General features: G+C 58.1%; 20 protein-coding genes and 1 pseudogene. 12 read left to right on the forward strand and 9 right to left on the reverse strand.

What is annotated here, in order from left to right; all coding sequences use genetic code 11:
* From murJ to ACKFRX_RS00335, 4 genes are all read left to right on the forward strand, one after another.
* A complete protein-coding gene (murJ, locus tag ACKFRX_RS00320) occupies nucleotides 1-3429 on the forward strand; it encodes a murein biosynthesis integral membrane protein MurJ (protein ID WP_408919450.1) in 3429 nt (1142 codons plus the stop codon).
* Between the two features lie 184 nt (nucleotides 3430-3613).
* Nucleotides 3614-4147, forward strand: a complete 534-nt coding sequence (locus ACKFRX_RS00325; protein WP_408919449.1) for a YceI family protein — start codon at nucleotides 3614-3616, stop codon at nucleotides 4145-4147.
* Nucleotides 4148-4433: 286 nt separating this feature from the next.
* A complete protein-coding gene (locus ACKFRX_RS00330; RefSeq protein WP_150850462.1) occupies nucleotides 4434-4859 on the forward strand; it encodes a hypothetical protein in 426 nt (141 codons plus the stop codon).
* 251 nt (nucleotides 4860-5110) lie between these two features.
* Nucleotides 5111-6336 (forward strand): IS3 family transposase gene (locus ACKFRX_RS00335; protein WP_100619247.1). Its coding sequence is split into 2 segments (ribosomal slippage): nucleotides 5111-5390 and nucleotides 5390-6336, totalling 1227 coding nucleotides; the frame shifts between segments, so codons are not numbered across the junction.
* Between the two features lie 27 nt (nucleotides 6337-6363).
* Here ACKFRX_RS00335 and ACKFRX_RS00340 read toward each other — a convergent pair.
* Nucleotides 6364-6558, reverse strand: a pseudogene (locus tag ACKFRX_RS00340) (IS256 family transposase); the annotation flags it as partial.
* 279 nt (nucleotides 6559-6837) lie between these two features.
* On the opposite strand from ACKFRX_RS00340, the gene ACKFRX_RS00345 reads away from it, so the two are divergent.
* The 8 genes from ACKFRX_RS00345 (at nucleotide 6838) to ACKFRX_RS00380 (ending at nucleotide 14933) form a co-directional block, all read left to right on the forward strand.
* A protein-coding gene (locus tag ACKFRX_RS00345) for an IS3 family transposase (protein ID WP_100067808.1) occupies nucleotides 6838-8030 on the forward strand; the annotation gives its coding sequence in 2 pieces (ribosomal slippage) (nucleotides 6838-7117 and nucleotides 7117-8030; 1194 coding nt in all).
* A 73-nt stretch (nucleotides 8031-8103) separates the two neighbouring features.
* A complete protein-coding gene (locus ACKFRX_RS00350) occupies nucleotides 8104-8676 on the forward strand; it encodes a hypothetical protein (protein WP_150850461.1) in 573 nt (190 codons plus the stop codon).
* A 4-nt stretch (nucleotides 8677-8680) separates the two neighbouring features.
* A complete protein-coding gene (locus ACKFRX_RS00355; RefSeq protein WP_150850460.1) occupies nucleotides 8681-8914 on the forward strand; it encodes a hypothetical protein in 234 nt (77 codons plus the stop codon).
* Nucleotides 8915-9166: 252 nt separating this feature from the next.
* A complete protein-coding gene (pepN, locus tag ACKFRX_RS00360; protein ID WP_408927956.1) occupies nucleotides 9167-11692 on the forward strand; it encodes an aminopeptidase N in 2526 nt (841 codons plus the stop codon).
* 82 nt (nucleotides 11693-11774) lie between these two features.
* Nucleotides 11775-12323 carry an RNA polymerase sigma factor gene (locus ACKFRX_RS00365; RefSeq protein ID WP_005326897.1) on the forward strand — a complete coding sequence of 183 codons (549 nt, stop codon included), beginning with the start codon at nucleotides 11775-11777 and terminating at the stop codon, nucleotides 12321-12323.
* Between the two features lie 84 nt (nucleotides 12324-12407).
* Nucleotides 12408-13334: a thioredoxin-disulfide reductase gene (trxB, locus tag ACKFRX_RS00370; protein WP_408919448.1), complete on the forward strand. Its 927-nt coding sequence runs from the start codon at nucleotides 12408-12410 to the stop codon at nucleotides 13332-13334.
* Nucleotides 13335-13340: 6 nt separating this feature from the next.
* Nucleotides 13341-13664, forward strand: coding sequence for a thioredoxin (gene trxA / locus ACKFRX_RS00375; RefSeq protein ID WP_005326021.1), 324 nt, complete (start codon nucleotides 13341-13343; stop codon nucleotides 13662-13664).
* Between the two features lie 87 nt (nucleotides 13665-13751).
* Nucleotides 13752-14933: an N-acetylmuramoyl-L-alanine amidase gene (locus ACKFRX_RS00380; RefSeq protein WP_250412844.1), complete on the forward strand. Its 1182-nt coding sequence runs from the start codon at nucleotides 13752-13754 to the stop codon at nucleotides 14931-14933.
* A 9-nt stretch (nucleotides 14934-14942) separates the two neighbouring features.
* On the opposite strand, the gene ACKFRX_RS00385 is transcribed toward ACKFRX_RS00380, so the two are convergent.
* Genes ACKFRX_RS00385 through rpmH form a run of 8 tightly spaced genes read right to left on the reverse strand, consistent with a single transcriptional unit; the run spans nucleotide 14943 to nucleotide 19829 of the window.
* Nucleotides 14943-15521 carry a hypothetical protein gene (locus ACKFRX_RS00385; RefSeq protein WP_408919447.1) on the reverse strand — a complete coding sequence of 193 codons (579 nt, stop codon included), beginning with the start codon at nucleotides 15519-15521 and terminating at the stop codon, nucleotides 14943-14945.
* 9 nt (nucleotides 15522-15530) lie between these two features.
* On the reverse strand, nucleotides 15531-16571 hold the full coding sequence (locus ACKFRX_RS00390) for a ParB/RepB/Spo0J family partition protein (protein ID WP_005326890.1): 1041 nt from the start codon (nucleotides 16569-16571) through the stop codon (nucleotides 15531-15533).
* Nucleotides 16572-16577: 6 nt separating this feature from the next.
* Nucleotides 16578-17426 carry a ParA family protein gene (locus ACKFRX_RS00395; RefSeq protein ID WP_005326017.1) on the reverse strand — a complete coding sequence of 283 codons (849 nt, stop codon included), beginning with the start codon at nucleotides 17424-17426 and terminating at the stop codon, nucleotides 16578-16580.
* Between the two features lie 10 nt (nucleotides 17427-17436).
* The gene (rsmG, locus tag ACKFRX_RS00400) at nucleotides 17437-18036 is read right to left on the reverse strand and encodes a 16S rRNA (guanine(527)-N(7))-methyltransferase RsmG (RefSeq protein WP_408920084.1); all 600 of its coding nucleotides are present in this window, start codon (nucleotides 18034-18036) and stop codon (nucleotides 17437-17439) included.
* 29 nt (nucleotides 18037-18065) lie between these two features.
* Nucleotides 18066-19043 carry a membrane protein insertase YidC gene (gene yidC / locus ACKFRX_RS00405; RefSeq protein ID WP_408919446.1) on the reverse strand — a complete coding sequence of 326 codons (978 nt, stop codon included), beginning with the start codon at nucleotides 19041-19043 and terminating at the stop codon, nucleotides 18066-18068.
* 13 nt (nucleotides 19044-19056) lie between these two features.
* Nucleotides 19057-19272 (reverse strand): membrane protein insertion efficiency factor YidD, encoded by a 216-nt coding sequence (gene yidD, locus ACKFRX_RS00410; RefSeq protein WP_198492273.1) that lies wholly within the window; start codon nucleotides 19270-19272, stop codon nucleotides 19057-19059.
* Between the two features lie 47 nt (nucleotides 19273-19319).
* Nucleotides 19320-19682, reverse strand: coding sequence for a ribonuclease P protein component (rnpA, locus tag ACKFRX_RS00415; RefSeq protein WP_005326013.1), 363 nt, complete (start codon nucleotides 19680-19682; stop codon nucleotides 19320-19322).
* A 3-nt stretch (nucleotides 19683-19685) separates the two neighbouring features.
* On the reverse strand, nucleotides 19686-19829 hold the full coding sequence (gene rpmH, locus ACKFRX_RS00420) for a 50S ribosomal protein L34 (RefSeq protein WP_003847033.1): 144 nt from the start codon (nucleotides 19827-19829) through the stop codon (nucleotides 19686-19688).
* Between the last annotated feature and the right edge of the window lie 68 nt (nucleotides 19830-19897).

Raw genomic sequence — 19897 nt, forward strand, 5'->3', positions numbered from 1 at the left:
ATGACTGATAAGACTGGCCGCGAGGCCGAACACGTGGAGAAGTCACCTGCGGGTGTAGTTGACCCGAAGGATGCCGCCGTGCCGGCAGAGCACCCCGCCCCGGCGGGTGCCCGCGGCCGCATCGTCCAGGCCTCTCCTCCCGCTCCGGTACCAGAAAAGCGCCCCACCCCAGCGGTGAAGGACACCACCGTTCCTCCTGAGGAGGATAAGTCCGCGCTCACTGGACGCAACGCGGACAATGAATCATCCAATCAGGATGTCATCCGCGCAACAGGCACGATGGCCATCGCGACGCTGCTGTCCCGCATCACTGGCTTCTTGCGCCAGATGCTCATCGGCGCCACGCTCGGCGCCACGGTGGGAACTGCGTTTAGTAGCGCCAACCAGATCCCCAACCTCGTCACCGAGATCGTTTTGGGTGCGGTGCTGACCTCTCTGGTCGTGCCCGTCCTCGTGCGGGCCGAAAAGGAAGACACGGACCGCGGTGAGACCTTTGTCCGGCGGCTATTTACCCTGGCCTTTTCCATCCTGGGCATAGTTACCATCGCCTCAGTGGTGCTAGCACCCTTCTTAACCAGGATGATGCTGCCGGAAGATTCCAAGGCCAATGCCGTACAGGCAACTTCCTTGGCCTTCTTGCTGCTGCCGCAGATTCTTTTCTACGGCCTCTTCGCCCTCTTCCAGGCCGTCCTTAATACCAAGAATGTCTTTGGTCCGGGCGCCTGGGCGCCGGTGATCAATAACTTCATCTCCATTAGCGTGCTGCTGGCTTATCGCTTCCTGCCAGGCGAGCTCGACCCGCATGAACCCACGCCGGTGGCCGATCCACACGTCATGCTCTTGGGCTTGGGCACCACCACAGCGGTCATGGTGCAGTGCCTCATCCTATTGCCGTATCTCAAGAAGGCCGGAATTAATCTGCGCCCTAAGTGGGGCTTGGATGCCCGCATCAAGCAATTCGGCGGCATGGCTTTGGCCATTATTACTTATGTGGCCATCTCCCAGCTGGGCTACGTGGTCACCTCTCGCGTGGCCGCCTATGCGGATGCCGGCGCCCCGCTGGTCTATCAGAATGCCTGGCTCATGCTGCAGGTGCCTTATGGCGTTATCGGCGTGACGCTCCTGACGGCGATTATGCCGCGCCTGTCCCGCAACGCCGCCGACGGCGATGTAGATGCCGTGGTCCGCGATCTCACCTTGGGCTCCAAGCTGACCTTCATCGCGCTTATCCCCATCGTCATCTTCATGACCGGCTTCGGCGTTCCTATCGCCCGCGCCCTCTTCCAGTACGGTGCCTACGGCGCCGAAAGCGCCGAGCAGCTCGGCCTGACCATCAGCTTCTCCGCCTTCACGCTCATCCCGTATGCCTTGGTGCTGCTGCACCTGCGCGTATTCTATGCCCGCGAGGAAGCCTGGACGCCTACCTTCATCATCGCCGGCATCACGCTGACCAAGATCGTCCTCACGCTCTTGGCACCATTGATGACGTCCAACCCGGACCGCGTGGTGATTCTGCTTGGTACGGCCAATGGCTTTGGCTTCGTCTCCGGTGCGGTCATTGGCGGCTTCCTGCTCAAGCGCAAGCTCGGTAGCCTCGGCGGCAAGGCCGTCACCCAAACCGTGCTGTGGGCTTCCGGTGCCGGCCTAGTGGGCTTGGTCGTCTCCTGGGCGCTGTATTGGGGCGTGAATTGGCTCCTCCCGGAGAATCTGCCGTCCATCGTCTCGCTGATCAAGGTCGCGGTGCTTGGCATCATCTTCCTCATCGCCACCGGCCTGGTGCTGTCCAAGTCCTCCTTGCCGGAGGTCCAGAACCTGGCCCGTGCCCTACAGCGCATCCCGGGCATGTCCCGCTTCATCAAGGTCGATTCTTCCAAGGCCATCGAGCTGGAGGAGCCCGACGTACCGGAAATTCAACCGGTATTCTCCCAGGACGCCTTCAACGCCACCCTGGTACCGCCGCCGATGTCCGCTGGCATCGTCCGCGGACCACGCCTCGTGCCGGGTGCCCCGGTATCGGATGGTCGCTTCCGCCTGCTCCAAGATCACGGTGCGGTCACTGGTGCGCAGTTCTGGCAGGCACGCGAACAGTCCACCGGCCGACTGGTCGCCTTGACGTTCGTCGATACCAATAGCCTGGCGCCAATTGCGCCGGCGACGCCAGGAGTTGCCGCCCGCCGCTCCGCAGAGATTTCGCGCAATACCCGCCGCCTTGCCGAGCTGGAGCTCGATACCGTGGCGGATAATATCCAAGTTCTGTCTTATCGCACTGGCTGCCTGGTAGTGGCGGATTGGTTTGAGGGCACCTCCCTTAAGCAGGTGGCTGAGGCCGATAACCTCGATCCCCATTCCGTGGCTCGTGCTACTGCACCGCTATTTGCTGACGCCGCCGCTGCCCACGATGCCGGCCTCATCCTCGGCGTGGAACACCGCGATCGTTTCCGCGTTTCTACCGATGGCGTGGTCAAGGTTGCCTTCCCCGCCGTGCTGGATGGCACCTCCGCGGCCACCGACCGCGAGGCTTTGAGCTCCGCCCTAGAGCTGCTCGTGGAGTCCACGGAGCCTTCGCCGAAGAAGCTGCGCGATATTTCTGAGGACGCCAACCTTCCCGCGGACGAGGCCGCCCAGCGCGTCGAAGATGCGCACTACGGACTCGATAGTGCTGATGAGGACAGCCGCGAGGAAAAGATGGAGGAGCTGCAAGAGGCACAGGCGCTAACCTTGGCCGGCATCGCCCAGCGCCTGCGCGACTTCGCTCCGGAAGAGCCAGAAGAAGCACCTGAGGCCCTGCCGGTGAAGGCACAGGTAGAACCGGATCAAGAGGATGACCCGGCGCAAGAACCCGGCTTTGGCGGCCGCGGTTATTCCGGTTCCGGCGTCATCGTCATCGGCATCTTCGCCACCATCTTCGTCGTAGCAATGGCCGCGCTCACCACCTGGATCATGTCCTTGCTCAGCAATGTGGAGGCATCCAACCCGGTCAGCGAGACCATCCATGGCAGCACGGACATTCCGGATACCCCGCCGGTGCGTCTCCAGCCTTCCTCTGCGGTTACCGTCCCTGAGAACAAGGACTATGCAGCGCTTATCGACGGCAAAACGGCCACCACGTGGTCCACCGCCGAGGAGGACACCGGCGTCCTCGTCACTTTGGATACGCCCACGCACCTTGCGGTCCTGCCGGTGGTGCAGTCCAACTCCACTGGGGCGAGGTACGCCGTCTATGGCGTAAATCAGGACAGCTTCAATCCGGAGAACCCACAAGCTGGCTCCCTGCATCAACTGGCCAGGGGCAAGTTCGAAGCCGGCAAGGAAGATATCGAGCTGGAGGAAACCACCGAGCAATTCGACGGCCTCCTCCTCATGATCACCAAGCTGCCCAAGTCCGATAAGGCAACCATCGCAGACATTGGTCTCGTCGGGCAGCCCTAGGCACAACCCACACGGCCGAATCGAGGAACACGACCCTCGATTCGGCCTTCTTTCTTAAGATTTTCCGCATTCACACCTCTTTGAACTGCACGTTCAAAAATCATTTACTTCACGTGTTGGCTATTTAGAAGTGGTACGTACACGGTGGGGCGTAACGCACACAACAGCCTTAGGAGTATTCATCATGTCCCTCGCAGCAGGTACCTACGCACTAGACCCAGCCCACACCGCTATCGGATTCGTCGCCAAGCACGCGATGGTGACCAAGGTTCGCGGTAACTTCGCAGACTTCGAAGGCACCATCACCGTGGCCGAGAACATCGCCGAGTCCGCTGCTGAGGCAACCATCCGCACCGCTTCCATCTCCACCGGCAACGATGACCGCGATGCACACGTAAAGAACGAGGACTTCTCCGCGGTAGAGCAGTACCCGGAGATCACCTTCAAGGCCACCAACCTCAACGTTGATGAAAATGGCAATGGCACCGTCACCGGTGACCTCACCATTAAGGACACCACCAAGTCCGTCGACCTCGACGTTGAAGACGTTGCTACCGCCGAGGACCCATTTGGCAATACCCGCCTGGGCTTCGAGGCAACCACCAAGATCAACCGCACGGACTTCGGCATCGACTTCAACGCTCCGCTGAAGACCGGCGGCGTGCTGGTCTCCGAGGAGATCAAGATTGAGCTCGAGGTCTCCGCTATCAAGCAGTAGGCCGGCAGCCTTAGACACTAAGGTCTAGAGCATCTCTTGGCCCGCAGCCACCTTTGGCTGCGGGCTTTTTCTTCATGCGGAATAGCACTCCATTCACTTGGTCAATTCCAAAACAACTTGAAACAACTTTGTTTTGTAGTTTTTACCTGCAGATATCGTCTTATAGACTCGACTAAATTGCATTAGTTGTTGTCGAGTTGTTTCAAACAACTTGCGCTACCATGCACCCATTTGAGAGGCAGAATTAGAAAGTATCCTCGCCGCTCTTGCAGCTATCCAATCAGGAATGACTGGGAATAGCCAAGAAAGCCAACTGTTGAATTTCAAAGAAAATCCTGCCCGTTTCCCCAGAAATCAAAATCCTGAAGCGACCCTCATAGAGTTTCTCATTGATGAAACGACCTGGTTTTCCAACACAGATGCGGGAGTCGGCTACATCGTGTTGGGAGTCTCTGACAAAAGTCTCGGCCTAGAGCATTTACAGGAGCATCAAGAAAAATCGATTGGATCGCACAGAAGATTTCTCGAGGTACTCAACCTCAGACTGTCGCGCCGCCCAATCATGCATCGTCATGTGAGAGATGGAGCACTCAAAACGTCAGGCCTCGTAAGTGCAAACGAGTGCCAGGACGTGACATTCACACGAGGGCAGGGGAGTCGCGCCCGCGATTTCCGCGGCGGCACCAACTGGTTAGTTTGTGCCATCGGTTAATCTTGTCCAGTCGATGAAAATCATTACCACAAACAAAAGTGACTTTAACGAAAGCAGTTAGTTAAGGTCACTTTTCTTGCATCACGATTTTACGATTTAATTGAGGGTGTCCGTTTCTTTGTGTGCGGAGTTTGGTTTACAAGTAGTCAGCAAATCGGTCTGGGCAAGCGACGGCTAGTTGGTTGATAGCTTATTTCCACTCTGAAGCGTCCTGGGTTTAGTTCCTACCTCAGCTAAGGAAGGATTGAACTATGCCTAGAAAGTATTCCGTCGAGTTCAAGGAGAAGGCGGTCCATCAGATCATCGAAATGGTCCGCCTGGAGTCTTGCTCACTGCAACGCGCCTACACAGAGGTCGGTGAGCTGCTTGGAGTATCTCACCACACGTTGCGGGCCTGGTACCGTGACAGCGCCTCAGTACGCGATAATTCTGACGCTTCAGGCGGCGAAACAATGGAAGAAGAACTCAGGCGTCTGCGCCGCGAAAACCGCGAACTGAAACGAGCAAACGGGATTCTTAAAACTGCTTCGGCTTTTTTCGCAGCGGAACTCGACCGACCCACGACCAAATGATCTCCTACATCGACGCGTACAAAGATCAATTTGGGGTCGAGGCCATCTGCCGAGTCCTTAAACAAGCAGATCGTGGATTCATTACTTCACGCGGCTACCGCAAAGCCACCACACGTGTTCCCAGCGCAAGAGCCTTAAGCGATAGCCTGCTCATCCCAGAGATACAGCGTGTGCATGCGGAGAATTTCTCGGTCTACGGCATCCGCAAAATGTGGCACGCGATGAACCGCGAAGGCTTTCATATTGGTCGCGACAAGACCGCACGTCTGATGAAACTTGCAGGTGTTTCTGGCCGCAGACGTGGGCGAACCCCAATAACAACGGTAAGCCCGAAGACACCGGATCATCGCCCGGACCTAGTGCGCCGAAACTTCCGTGCGCAGGCACCAGGCAGGCTTTGGGTTGCCGACATTACCTACGTTCGCACCCTGTCAGGATTCGCCTACACCGCGTTTGTCGTGGATGTCTTCAGCCGAAAAATTGTTGGTGTTGCTACACGCTCGACAATGCGCACCGATGCGCTGCCCATGGAGGCATTGGAACATGCGTTAACGACTGCAGGACGAATCCATGGAAACCAACTAATTCACCACAGCGATCGGGGCAGCCAGTACGTGTCACTGAAGTATTCCACCGCGCTAGCTGAGTCAGGAATCCGCCCGAGTGTGGGAACAATCGGCGATTCTTACGACAATGCACTAGCCGAAACAGTCAACGGTCTCTACAAGGCGGAACTGATTCATGCCCAGGGCCCGTGGACGTCGGTCGGAGAAGTCGAACTGGCCACCTTGCGGTGGGTGCATTGGTGGAACACTAAGCGACTTCACGAAGCATTGGACTACGCCACCCCACAGGAAGTAGAAACCGAGTACTATCTCACCCAGCCCATCAACACAGGGCCGTAAAAGAAGCGGAACTAAACCCAGGACGCTTCACTCGGTGGCTTTTACCCCTTCAATAAAGCTGTTGCATTCAATGTCGCGCTTCGCTTTCTTCGCTCGCTGGGCAGCGCGCTTCTCTTCGATGTTGGAGATCATTAGCCACAGCGCTTTCAGCGCCGCAGTGTCGTTCGGGAGTTGCCCCCTGTTACGGGTGGATTTACGCAATTCAGCGTTGAGCGACTGGACCAGACCGCCGGCACTCCACACTCGGGATGGTCAGCCCTGTCGACCTCGAGAACCCAATTGGTCTAACCACCAGCAAAAAAGAAATAGCCGCCCAACCACTAGGTAACCCTACAACGTATCCACGATTTGCAGACAACCCCCACTAGGGCAAGAAGTGGGCCATCTCAGATGATGCTCAAGTGTGACGCAAACCATGCGGCAGAAGTTGGGACCTGACCCCTGTTTGGTGGACACCTGATATCCAGCCCAGTCGGGCTGGAAGAAAGGTAATCTACCACCATGTCCAGGTACTCCGAACAGTTCAAACGCGATGCCGTGGCCCTCTACGAAAACAATGAGGACCTCTCACTGAACTCAGCATCAGCAGAGCTCGGTATCAACCGTGCCTCGCTGCATTCTTGGATCAAGAAGTACGGCACCGGCAAACGTGCCCGCACAAAAAGCATGCGCGACAAGGTCCAAGCAGCGAATGATTCCGAACGGATCCGCCAGTTAGAAAAAGAGAACGCAAAGCTGCGCGAAGAACGTGACATCCTGCGCAAGGCCGCGAAATATTTTGCCGAAGAGACTCACTGGTGATCCGCTTCCAGTTTGTCTATGACCACCGAACCGAATTCTCGGTTAAGCGGATGTGCCAGGTGTTAAAGCTCAATCGCTCCTCGTTCTACAAATGGGTGCAAACCCGCGAAGAACGCAGGTTAAAGACGTGTTCGGATGCTCTTATTGGTGCAAGAATCAAGACCATCTTCGATGATGAATACGGGCTTTATGGTGCTAAACGCATCGCTGCAAGCCTTAAAGCCGATACGAGCTTTGGCCCGATAAATCACAAGAAAGTCGCACGAATCATGAAATCCATGGGACTTAAAGGCTTTACCAAACGCCGCCGATGCGTCACTACCAGGCGTAAGCCTGGTCACCGCGTCATGCCAGATCTAGTAGGCCGCAGATTCACAGCTGACAGGCCAAACCACGTCTATGTAGGCGACATTACGTACCTGCCGTGTAAGGGCGGCAAGAACATGTACCTGGCCACGGTCATCGACGTCTACTCGCGCAAACTTGTCGGACATGCACTCGCCGATCACATGCGGGTATCACTGGTTATCGAAGCTTTGTCCCATGCCAGGAAAGTCCGCGGAAGCCTTAAAGGGGCAATTTTCCATTCTGATCACGGCAGCGTGTACACCTCACAAGCCTTTAGGAACTATTGCTCGTCGTTGGGTGTGCGCCAGTCTATGGGAGCGGTAGGAACGAGTGCTGATAACGCCCTAGCAGAATCGTTTAACGCCACGCTCAAGCGGGAAATCTTGCGTGACAGGAAAGTCTTTGACAATCCGATCTCCTGCCGCCAAGAAGTCTTCCGGTGGTGCATGCGCTACAACACACGCCGACGGCACTCCTGGTGCAATCTTTCAGCTCCTGACGTCTTTGAAGCCGAGAATTCAGCTACACTGACTAGAGCAGCATAGCTAACCCCCGACGTGTCCACTTTCCGGGGGTCAGGCCCTTGTGGAGCACAGGAAGCCATGACATAGTTTTTATATGATTAAAAAATTCTTAATGGTTTCCGTGTTGGCTGCTGCATCTACTGTTACATCAGTAGGGATAGCCAATGCCGCCGATGTAAAATCCGCCCCTTCTGTAGAAAAGGCCTCTTACCAGATTATTGAAGGAGGAGAGGTCCAAAGTGTTGACCCTACAGCGTATAACTATGTGCCAAAAGAAAACAGTGCCCCTGGGAAAGCAATTCAGCCCCTCAGCGCCTCTGGATATCAACCAATCAACGGGTTTGGCTTCACCTACAAAGGAAACAATTTCAAAGTCACCACAGGAGAATTGCAGCATAGGATAATCGGCTCTCGGAACCATATTGAGAATGAAGGGGTGCAGTATCGGGTCCCTTCAACTGTTTGCAACTGGCGAGTCGACTATCAAAATCGCAACGGGGCACAAATCTACCGTACTTTTGTTGGCAAAACCCACACGGGCTGCGGTTTTGGTGCCGTGGCCGATAATGGACCACATAATGTTTATGTGAAATCCGGTTCGCAGCAATGTGCGCGCTTGTACATCGCTGGTAAGTTCCGGGGTGAGCAGTGCCACCACATAGGTTAAACAAATGAAATTACTTCTTCAGCTGCTCGAGCTGATAGCGTTGCTAATAACTTGCGTAGGATTCGCCATCGGATTTAATGCAACCCACAATGCACTGACCTATATTCACACTGGAGATGCATTGGACGAGGCAACACGGCTGCTTGAGCAAGCTCAACAAATGTTCATTGCCGCTACAGCCTGCGGGATTATTTTTCTAGTCTTGTTCTTGGTTAGATTACTAAAATCGGTCAGCTAAAAATACTGGGACTGTAAATACCAGATAGGCAAAAGAGTGACAGCGCAGTGGTTGCGTCCTTTAGTGTGGTGTAACGCCTGCTAATAGTGACTGACATCTTGCGCCACTTGAAGAGTGTGGGCCGGACAAAACTGATCCAACAGGTCCACAGCGGGCCCCATTACCCAGCGGGTAATGGGGCCCTAAAAGGCAGCGGAGCTTAGGACCCCAACCCCGCACCCTACGTGACGGCGGTAACTATAGTTCGTAGACATGACCGCACCACAAAATAAGACGCAGCACGAGTTGCTCCAAGAACGCGCAGCGGCGGTGGACCTGCGCGCCTATCACCTCCACCTTGATCTCTCGGAGGTACTCGATAGCCCCACCTACCGCGTGACTACCCGCCTCGAACTCAGCAGCAGTGAGCCCGAGCTTTTCCTGGATTACCTGGGCGAATCCGTCGCGGAGGTCAAGGTCAATGGCACCCCGCAGGAGGTGGACTTTGATGGCAGCATCATCCGGCTGCACGGCCTGCCGGTAGGGGAGGAGTTCGCCATCGAGGTCACCGGCCACTCGCGCTATTCGCGCACCGGCCAGGGTCTGCATCGGATGCACGATCAGGCCGATGACGCGACCTACCTGTATTCACACCTCGAGCCTTCCGACGCCCGCCGCATCTTCCCCTGCCTGGAGCAGCCAGATCTCAAGGCCGTCTTCCACGTGCGCATGACCGCACCGAAAAAGTGGCAGATCCTATCCAACCAACCGGAAGTCGAACGCAGCGAAGAGGGGGAGCTCGCCACCGTTACTTTTGCGCCGACCCCGCCGCTGTCGACGTACCTGACTTCTTTCGCCGCCGGCCCCTACCAGTACCAAGAGCGCACCTGGACCGCCCCGGATGGCAGCCACTCGGCACAGCTGCGCGCCTTTGCGCGCGCGTCCATGTTTGAGCACCTGGACGAGGAAATCCTAGAACTTACCGCCCAAGGCATGGACTTCTTCCACCAGAACTTTGGCTATCCCTATCCGTGGGGCAAGTACGATTCCATCTTCGTACCCGAATACAACCTCGGCGCGATGGAAAATCCCGGCCTGGTGACGTTTACGGAGAACTACATCTTCCGCTCCCGCGCTACCCGCGCGCAGCACGCCGGCCGTGCAAATACCATCCTGCACGAGATGTCCCATATGTGGTTCGGTGACCTGGTCACTCCGCAGTGGTGGGATGACCTGTGGCTCAAGGAGTCCTTCGCGGAATTTATGGGCGCGGATTCTTCCGTCCACGGCACCGACTACACCGAGGCTTGGGCCAATTTTGCCGGCGCCCGCAAGAATTGGGCCTACCTGCAGGATCAGCTGCCCACCACGCACCCCATCAAGGCGAAGATCCCGGACGTGGATGCCGCACGCCAGAACTTCGATGGCATCACCTATGCCAAGGGAGCGGCGGTGCTCAAACAGCTGGTGCACTACGTCGGCCGCGATAATTTCTACGCCGGTGCGCGCGACTACTTCCAGGAACACGCCTTTGCCGCCGCCACCTTTGATGACCTCCTGCAGGCGCTCAAGAAGCACACGGACCGCGATCTTGATGCCTGGTCCCAAGCCTGGCTGCGCACCTGGGGCCCGGATACCCTCACTCCGGAGTTGCACACCGAGGGCGAGAAGATTGCGGAGCTGGCCATCGTTGCAGACGCCGAGGACGTCACCCGGCCGCACCGCCTGACCGCTTCGCTCTTTGATGCGTCCCTGCACAAGTACCGCGAGATCGACATCGATCTCCCGGCTGGCGATGGCACCACCCGCACCATCATCGATGAGGCGGCAGGCCTTCCGGCCCCGGCATTGCTGCTGCTTAACGACGCCGACCATACCTACGCCAAGATCCGCTTCGACGAGACCTCCCTAGACACAGCGAGTGAGCGCCTGACCGACATCGAGGATGAATCGACCCGCGCGGTAATCTGGACCGCCCTGTGGAACCTCACCCGCGATGGGGAAATGTCGGCGATTGACTATGTGGGGGTCGTCGTCAAGCACGAAGCCTATGAAACCAATACCACGCTGCTGGCTACTGCCTGCGCCAATGCCAACTTTGCCATTGCACACTATGTTGCAGACGCCGACCGCGAGCAGGTCCGCACCGACTATGCCGAGGCGATCTGGGGCCATCTGGACGAGGCCGAACCAGCCTCGGACGCCCAGCTTGTGCTCGCTCGCGCCGCCATCCGCGCACTCGCCGCAACGCCGGAGGAGTCCGGCACCGCGCGCCTTAAGGCCCTGCTCTCCGGTGACATTGCCGGCCTTCGCGTGGACCCCGAAATCCGCTGGTCGATCTTGCGCGCCCTCGCGGCCCGCAATGCCGTAACCCCGGCCGAGCTCGAAGCGGAAAAGCAGCGCGATAATACGCTGACCGGCGCTACCGAATTCCTCGGCGCCAGCCACGCCTTCCCCACGCCGGAGACCAAGCGCTCCGCGTTCGATAAGGCCCTCACGCCCGGCGCATATTCCAATGCCGAGGTCGACGCACTGATCGCCGGGTTCAATGCCCCGCGCTCAGCTAGCCTGCAAGAGGCCTTTGCGGAGGAGTTCTTCTCCAGCGTGGAAGACATCTGGGCCGCGCACCCGATTGAGATTGCTAACCGCCTCATCCGCGGCTTCTACCCGGAGTTGCCGATGGCCGATGCCGCCACCACGCGCCTGCTGCACCGGGATCTGCCTGGAGCGCTGCGCCGCATCCTGCTGGAATGCCGCGATAACCTGCGGCGCACCCTCCGCGTGCGGGCTGGTCAATAAACTGTACGGCCTAGCGCTCGCGCCCTAATTCCCCTTGGGTCACACTGTGTATAACAGTTGTTGATCCGGGGGGAATCTACATATGACGCTCAGTCATGACCGCAGTGACGAAGAACTAGTTGATGCTTTTATTGAGGGGGACAATAAGGCCTTTTCCGCCATCGTGGAACGCCACCGCACGCGGCTGACCACGGTAGCGCGGCGCTACACCAGAAACGATCACGATGCCCAAGATGTGGTCCAGGAAGCCTTCCTGCGCGCCAGCTGCAACCTGCACTCCTATCGCCGCGAGTCTGCGCTATCGACCTGGCTGCACCGGCTGGTGAAAAACTCTGGCTATGACTACTTGAACCACCGTTCTAACAGGGAAAATGCTTCATTAGATGCGGAGGACTTTGATGACGATCGCAACCCGCTGCTCGCGCATAACCCTTCCGAAAACCTAGCGGAGCAGCTGGTGGTGCGCGAGGCAATGCAGTTGCTGCGGGAGGATCAGCGCGAGGCGCTGGTGCTTACCGACGTCGCCGGATTCCGCGTCGGCGAAGTTGCCACCGCCCAAGGGGTAAAGCCCGGCACCATCAAATCCCGCCGCGCCCGAGCGAGGGAAGTCCTACGCGCCGCCATGGGGTGAGTTTGCTAATACCGACGTTTGTCAGCGCGGCGGGTAGACTCAGGGCGTTACGCGAAACCACACTCTGATTTAAGGGAGTTAGCAATGACCGTCCACGATGTTGCCATCGTAGGTTCCGGCCCTGCCGGTTACACCGCCGCGCTGTACGCGGCACGCGCCGAGCTCAACCCGATTGTCTTCGAGGGCTTCGAGTACGGCGGCGAGCTTATGAATACCACCGAGGTAGAAAACTACCCCGGATTCCAAAAGGGCATCATGGGCCCAGAGCTCATGGAAGAAATGCGCGCCCAGGCCATCCGCTTCGGTGCGGATTTGCGCATGGAAGTCGTTGACTCCGTAGAGCTGGAAGGCGATATTAAAAAGCTGCACGTGGGTGACGAGCTCTTTGAGGCCCGCGCCGTCATCCTCGCCACCGGTGCCGCCCCGCGCCACCTCGGCGTACCAGGTGAGGAAGAACTTACCGGCCGCGGCGTTTCTACCTGCGCTACGTGCGATGGCTTCTTCTTCAAGGGCCACAATATTGCCGTTATCGGCGGCGGCGACTCCGCTATGGAGGAGGCCACCTTCCTCACCAAGTTCGCGGACTCTGTCACCATTGTGAACCGCTCCGAGAACTTCCGCGCCTCCAAGATCATGCTGGAGCGCGCCCAGGCCAACGAAAAGATCAAGTGGGAGACCAATAAGGTCGTCGAAGAAGTTATTGAAGCCGATGGCAAGGTCGGCGGACTCAAACTCAAGGACGTCACCAACGGCGAGACTTCCACCTTGGACGTCACTGCCATGTTCGTAGCAATTGGCCATGATCCGCGCTCTTCCTTCCTCAATGATCAGGTCAAGCTCAATGACAACGGCTATGTTGTAGTTGAACAACCCACCACCAAGACCTCCCTGCCAGGCGTTTTCGCCTGCGGTGACTTGGTGGATGACCACTACCAGCAGGCAATTACCGCGGCCGGCTCCGGTTGCCGTGCGGCAATTGATGCGGAACATTTCCTCGCAGAAAACCGTTAATTCAGTATGAGCAACGTCAAGAAAGTAACCACCGATACGTTCCGTAAGGACGTCATCGAGTCCGATAAGCCCGTCATCGTCGACTTCTGGGCCGAGTGGTGTGGCCCGTGCAAGAAGCTTTCCCCCATCCTGGAAGAGGTAGCGGAGGAGTTGGACGGCCAAGTCACCGTCGCCAAGGTTAACGTCGATGAAGAGCGCAACCTAGGCGCCATGTTCCAGATCATGTCCATCCCCAATGTGCTGATTTTCAACCACGGCGAGAAGGTAGACGAATTTGTGGGTCTGCGTTCTAAAGATGACATCGTGGCGCAAGTGAAAAAGCAGCTTTAACTGTTAATCTAATTCCTATTAGATTAAGCGTGTAGAAATTCTGGAATGCGGCCCTAACTAAAGCGGGCTGTGAAAGGGGTATAAGGCGTGAATCGCGTTCTTCGAGTCGGCGATACAAGCGTGCGTGTAGCTGAGGCTCGCGCTACCTTGGCCCGTCTCGGCCTCTTGTCAGATTTCAAGGGGGAACTTTCTGCGTGGAAGAAGCAGAAGTACTCCGAGAGTGACAAGAGCTTTGATGCCAATTTGTCTGAGGTCCTCAAGGCCTTCCAGCAATCCCGCGGTATCGTGCCCACGGGCGAAATCGACGATCTCACCCTGCGCGAACTGCGCCAAGCCTCATACACACTCGGCAGCCGCGTACTTAGCTACGAGCCTGCGAATGAGCTGGTGGGTGACGATATCTCACAGCTCCAGCAGCAGCTGCAGGAGCTCGGCTTCTACCAGCAGCGGGTGGACGGCCACTTCGGTACCAATACCCACGCGGCGCTGAAGGAATACCAGCACAACTGCGGCCTGCAAGAAGATGGTGTGTGCGGCCCCGCCACCATCCGCGCCCTTGGGCTGCTTGGCCGCCGTATCACCGGCGGTTCCGCGCACAATATCCAAGAGCGTGAGCGCGTCCGCAACGCCGGCCCAAAGCTGGCGGGCAAGCGCGTTGTCATCGATCCGGCCTTGAGCGGCGGCGACGCCGGCCAGTTGGTCAAGGGTCGCTTCGGTGATATTTCCGAGCAGGAAATCCTGTGGGACCTCACCCAGCGCATCGAGGGGCGCATGATTGCCGCGGGCATGGAAACCATCATCTCCCGTCCTCGGACCTCCGATGCGGACGTCAAGTCCCGCGCCGAGCTGGCCAATGCCTTCGATGCGGACATGGTCATTTCCCTAGCCTGCGATTCTTACCCCAATGAGAAGGCCAATGGTGTTGCCACCTTCTACTTCGGTTCCGAATCCGGCAACTCCTCACTCATTGGTGAGACCCTTTCCGGTTTCATCCAGCGCGAGATTGTTGCGCGCACTGAGCTGCTGGACTGCGGCAACCACGGCCGCACCTGGGACCTACTGCGCTTGACCCAGATGCCGGTCATCCAGATCGTACTGGGCTACCTGACCAACCCAGAAGACATAAAAATCCTCACCAACCCGTCCCGCCGCGATGACATTGCGGAAGCGATCGTGATTGCCGTAAAGCGCATGTACCTCATGGAGCAGGACACCGCCGTAACCGGCGCCTATAAGTTCTCCGAGCTGCTCCAGGCCGAACAGTCCTAGGCCTCGAATCTAGGCCAAAGCGCGGGCCAGGAGATCTTCGGCGGCTGCCGCACTGAGCATATCGTGCTCGGGCGGCAGCTCGAGCCGCAAGCGGGGGAGTACTGGGTGATCTGCGGCCACCTCAAAGCCGGCGGAGCGCAAAGTCTCATAAGACATCAGCCCGATATAGGCCGGTTTGTGGCCCAAGAAATCCGCCGCTGCGGTCGGATCGCCGTAATAGCCAAAGGCCTCCACGGCGGCGCTGCCGCGGTTAGTGAGGTGCATAATGGCGGCGTCGACAAGCACTGCTTCAATGCCACGCCCCATTAAATGTGCTTTGACGAAGAGCGAGGTAATGATCTCCGCATCGTCTGAAATGGGGGCGGTGGGAAGCTTGGCTGCGCCGGCAGCATCCTCGCGGGAGCAAAAGAGAATCGTGGCGTCCTCGCCCACAGTAAAGCCGCACTGACCAAAGGAGAGCAGGGTAGTAGCCAGCCACGCTTCCTTTTCAAAGGCGGGATCGACCACGGAGGCCTCCAGCTCCCAAAAGGTGCTGCGCGCGGCCTGGCGGTGAATGCGCGTGCCTTCGCGTACCGGCTCGAGGATCATCGCCCCGGTTTAGTGCTGGCCCTCAATGAGCGCCATGATGCGCTCGAAATCTTCTTGGTCACCAAATTCCACGACCATCTTGCCCTTGCGCTTGCCCATGGTCACGGTGACCTTGGTGTCGAAGCGGTCGGACAGGCGCTCAGCGGAATCGGTAAAGTACTGCGGCTGCGGTGCCGGCTGCTTCTTCTTGGATTCGGCCGGCTTACCATCGCGCTTGTAGAGGGTGACTGCCTCCTCGGTGGCGCGTACAGACAGGCCCTCCGCGATGATGCGGTTGGCAATGTATTCCATGGCCTCGGTGTCATCCAAGGACAAAAGGGCACGCGCGTGGCCGGCAGATAAGGTACCAGCAGCTACGCGCTTTTGAACCTCTACCGGCAGCTTGAGCAGGCGCAACATATTGGTCACCTGTGGGCGCGAACGACCAATGCGGTCCGCCAGCTCGTTCTGAGTAACGCCGAACTCTTCCAGCAGCTGCTGGTAGGCGTGCGCTTCTTCCAAGGGGTTGAGCTGCACGCGGTGGATGTTCTCCAGCAGGGCATCGCGCAACAGGTTGTCGTCCTTGGTATCGCGCACGATGGCCGGAATCGTGGCCAGGCCCGCCTTGGAGGAAGCGCGCCAACGACGCTCACCCATGATGAGCTCAAAGCCGCCTTCCTCGGAAGGACGAACGACCACAGGCTGCAACAGGCCAAACTCGCGGATCGAGTGGACGAGCTCGCCGAGTTCATCCTCGTCGAAGACCGTGCGCGGCTGCTTCGGGTTGGGGATGATATCCCCAATGGAAATCTCGCGGTAGGTCGCACCGATAGGAGCCGGGGTGGCCTGGCGCTTCTTGGAGGACTTAGAGCCAGAACCCTGCTGAATGGTGGGAGCACCCTTTACGCGCTTGCCTTCGCCGCCCTTCCGGCCCGGCTGCGGGGTGGAATTTCCCAAAATAATATCCGCGGCGGAATCACCCAGGCGTGGCTTGCGGGTAGGAGCATCAGGACCGGACGGGATGAGTGCGGCTAGGCCCTTGCCAAGGCCGCCTTGCTTCTGTTCTGCCATGAGTTCCTATCCTTCCAATTCCGCGTAAATCTCTGGGCTCACGCCAATCGCCCCGGTGGTCGGGTGCGGGCGATAATCGCCACGCCGGTCAAGCTCGCGCGCGGCCGCAAGGTAGGCGCGGGCACCGGTGGACGAGGGAGCGTAATCAATAACCGTAGTACCGTACCCCGGTGCCTCGGAAACGCGCACGGAGCGCGGGATAACATTGGCCAGCACCACGGCGCCAAACTGTTCGCGGACGTTATCGGCCACGTCCTCGGCCAAGCGCGTGCGGGCGTCATACATGGTCAGCAACACGGCGGAAATATGCAGATCCTCGTTGAGGTGCTCGCGAATCATGGAGATATTGCCCAGCAGCTGGCCCACGCCCTCCAGGGCGTAATACTCGCATTGAATCGGGATGATGACCTCTTCAGCGCACGTCATGGCGTTGATGGTGAGCAAACCCAGTGATGGCGGGCAATCAATGAAGACATATTCAAAGCCGTGCTCTTCAAGGAAGCCATTATGTAGGGCGTCGTACAGCCGAAATTCACGGCGTACCAAGGAGACCATTTCAATCTCCGCGCCGGCCAGATCAATGGTGGCGGGGATGCAAAAGAGGTTCTCGTTGTGCGAGGAGGGCTGCATGGCCTTCTCGGCGGTGCAGTCTCCTAGGAGCACCTCATAGCTGGAATCGGTGCCGGAATTATGTTCCGCGCCCATGGCCGTGGAGGCGTTTCCCTGCGGGTCGAGGTCGATCACCAGCACTTTTTTGCCCTCTGTGGCTAGCGCTGCGGCCAAGTTGGCGGCGGAGGTGGTTTTGCCTACGCCGCCTTTCTGGTTAGCAATGGTGATAAGGCGCGGATTAGTCATGCCGTCTACTTTAGTTCACGCGCGGGACACGAATGATCGTGGTTCCCTCGATGGTGCTGACCTCGGCCTTTCCACCGCCGGCCTTCTTAATGTCGGCGGCATCGCGTTCCAGTTCCTCGTGTACCGAAGAACCCTTCAGCGCGATCATCTCGCCACCCTTGCGCACGAGCGGCAGCGACCACTTCGACAGCTTGCCCAGGGGCGCGACGGCGCGGGAGGTGACCACGTCTGCTCCCGCCACGGCCTTTTTAATCGGTCCCTCTTCGGCACGGCCGCGCAGGACCGTCACGTTGTCTAGGCCCAGCTCTTCTACGACTTCGTTGAGGTAGTTATAGCGCTTGAGCAGCGGCTCGATCAGAGTGATCTGCAGGTCCGGGCGCGCAATGGCCAGCGGAATGCCGGGCAGCCCGGCACCCGAGCCGACGTCGATAACCGTGGCACCCTCCGGGATTGCCTGCTTGACGACGGCACAGTTAATAATGTGCCTGTCCCACAAGCGTGGCACCTCGCGGGGGCCTATAAAACCACGAGTGGACCCGTCTGTAGCGAGCGAATCATGGTAAGCCTGCGCGAGGGGCAAGCGGGAGCCGAATACTACTGACGGGTCCATCTCGGACACGATGGGGTTCTCCTCCGTGTTTATTTGTTTTTGCGCTGTTTCTTGGTGCGGTTGTCCTTCTTGCGGGCACCCGGCTTAGGCGCGGAAGTGCGCTTGGCCTCTACCTTAGCGGCTTCCTCTTCTTCTTCCTCGCGGTCCATCTTGGCATAGACGATGCGGGTTTGGAAGAAGGTCCAGACCGTATTGGCCATCATGTAGAACAGCAAACCAATCGGCCAGATGAAGCCGGAGAAGACCAGCATGGCCGGCATGACCCACAGCATCATCTTGGACATCATGGCCATTTGCTGCTGCATCATTTCCGCATTTTGACCCTGCGGTGCTTGGGTCTTGCCAGCAGCACGGCGCTTTTCCTGGCGGTTCAGGCTCATGCGGGCGTTGAAGTGTGTCATAACCACAATGATGGCGATCATCGGAACGATGATGACGGCTGCCTGGGTGGTGGTTACGCCCTCCACAATCGGCGAGTTCAAGCGCAGGTTGGTCACCAGCGGAACATCAAAGATCTTGGCATCCAAGAACTGCTGGACTAGGTCCGGCTTGAAGATGTAGTTCGCGGTATTGGCGTTATCCTCAATGGACATTGGGTCGCCACTGGGGTGGCCGATGCCACCGGCTACCGCAACGGTGCGGTCGAAGGAGCGCAGCACGTGGAACAAACCAACGAACATTGGAATCTGCACGAAGACCGGCAGGCAGCCGGCCATCGGACGAACGCCGGACTCCTTGTAGACCTTCTGCATTTCCTGCGCGGCCTTGGTTTGATCATTACCGTACTTCGCGCGGATTTCCTGCACCTTAGGCTGGATTTCCTGCATCTTGCGCGAGGAACGAATCTGGCTAATGGTCGGCTTGACCATGAGTGCCTTAAGCGTCCAGGTCAGCAGCACAATGGCCAGAATCCAGGTAATGCCCCAGGCGGGGTCCATTACGAGGGACAGCAGCCAGTGCCAGAACCACAAAACGGCCGAAATTGGCCAGTAAATGAAATTAAGCACGAGTGTTTAATCCTCAATTGTTGTTGGTACCCGGGACCGGATCGAATCCGCCCGGATGCCAGGGGCCGCATTTGCAGACCCTGGCTATTGCCATCGCCGTACCCTTGATTGCGCCGTGTTGAGAAAGCGCCTCTAGGGCATAAGCACTGCATGTCGGCTCGAACCGACAGGTCGATACCATTTTAAGGCCAGAGACATACTTTTGGTAGAAACGAACCACTTTGACCATTGGTTTGGCCAATCCTCTGGCTGGGGGAATTTCCTCCCCGCGGGAATTTAGATATCCCATTGCTTGCGCAGTGCTTTGGCAAGATCTTTTTCTAATTGCTCACTGCTAGCGGTAGCGCTGGCGGGCAAGGCACGGATGACAACGTCCACGCTGGCGGGCAGCTTGGGAATGAATGTCATGCACACATGGCGAAGCCGCCGGGAGGTGCGGTGGCGAACCACTGCATTCCCGACGGCTTTAGAAACAATCAGCCCAAATCGCGGCCCAGTGGCGGCGATATCGGCTGCCTTGTCCGTACCTGCGTTGTCGCGCGCGTGCACGACGACCGTACGAGTGCCCGCCCGGCGACTACCCTTCATCGTGCGCCGAAATTGCGTCGGCGACGTGAGCTTGTGCTGGGCTGGAAGCATAACTTATGCAGTCAGCTTTGCGCGGCCCTTCTTGCGACGAGCTGCAACAATGGCGCGACCTGCACGGGTGCTCATGCGGGTGCGGAAGCCGTGCTTGCGAGCACGACGACGGTTGTTCGGCTGGAACGTGCGCTTACCCTTTGCCACGTTAATTCTCCTTGAAGTTGTGCGTAGGCACACCACCGCGATGCAGCGGCACGCCCACTGATGAATAG

It is taken from the genome of Corynebacterium tuberculostearicum (genome assembly GCF_046097465.1).
Taxonomy (GTDB): domain Bacteria; phylum Actinomycetota; class Actinomycetes; order Mycobacteriales; family Mycobacteriaceae; genus Corynebacterium; species Corynebacterium tuberculostearicum_I.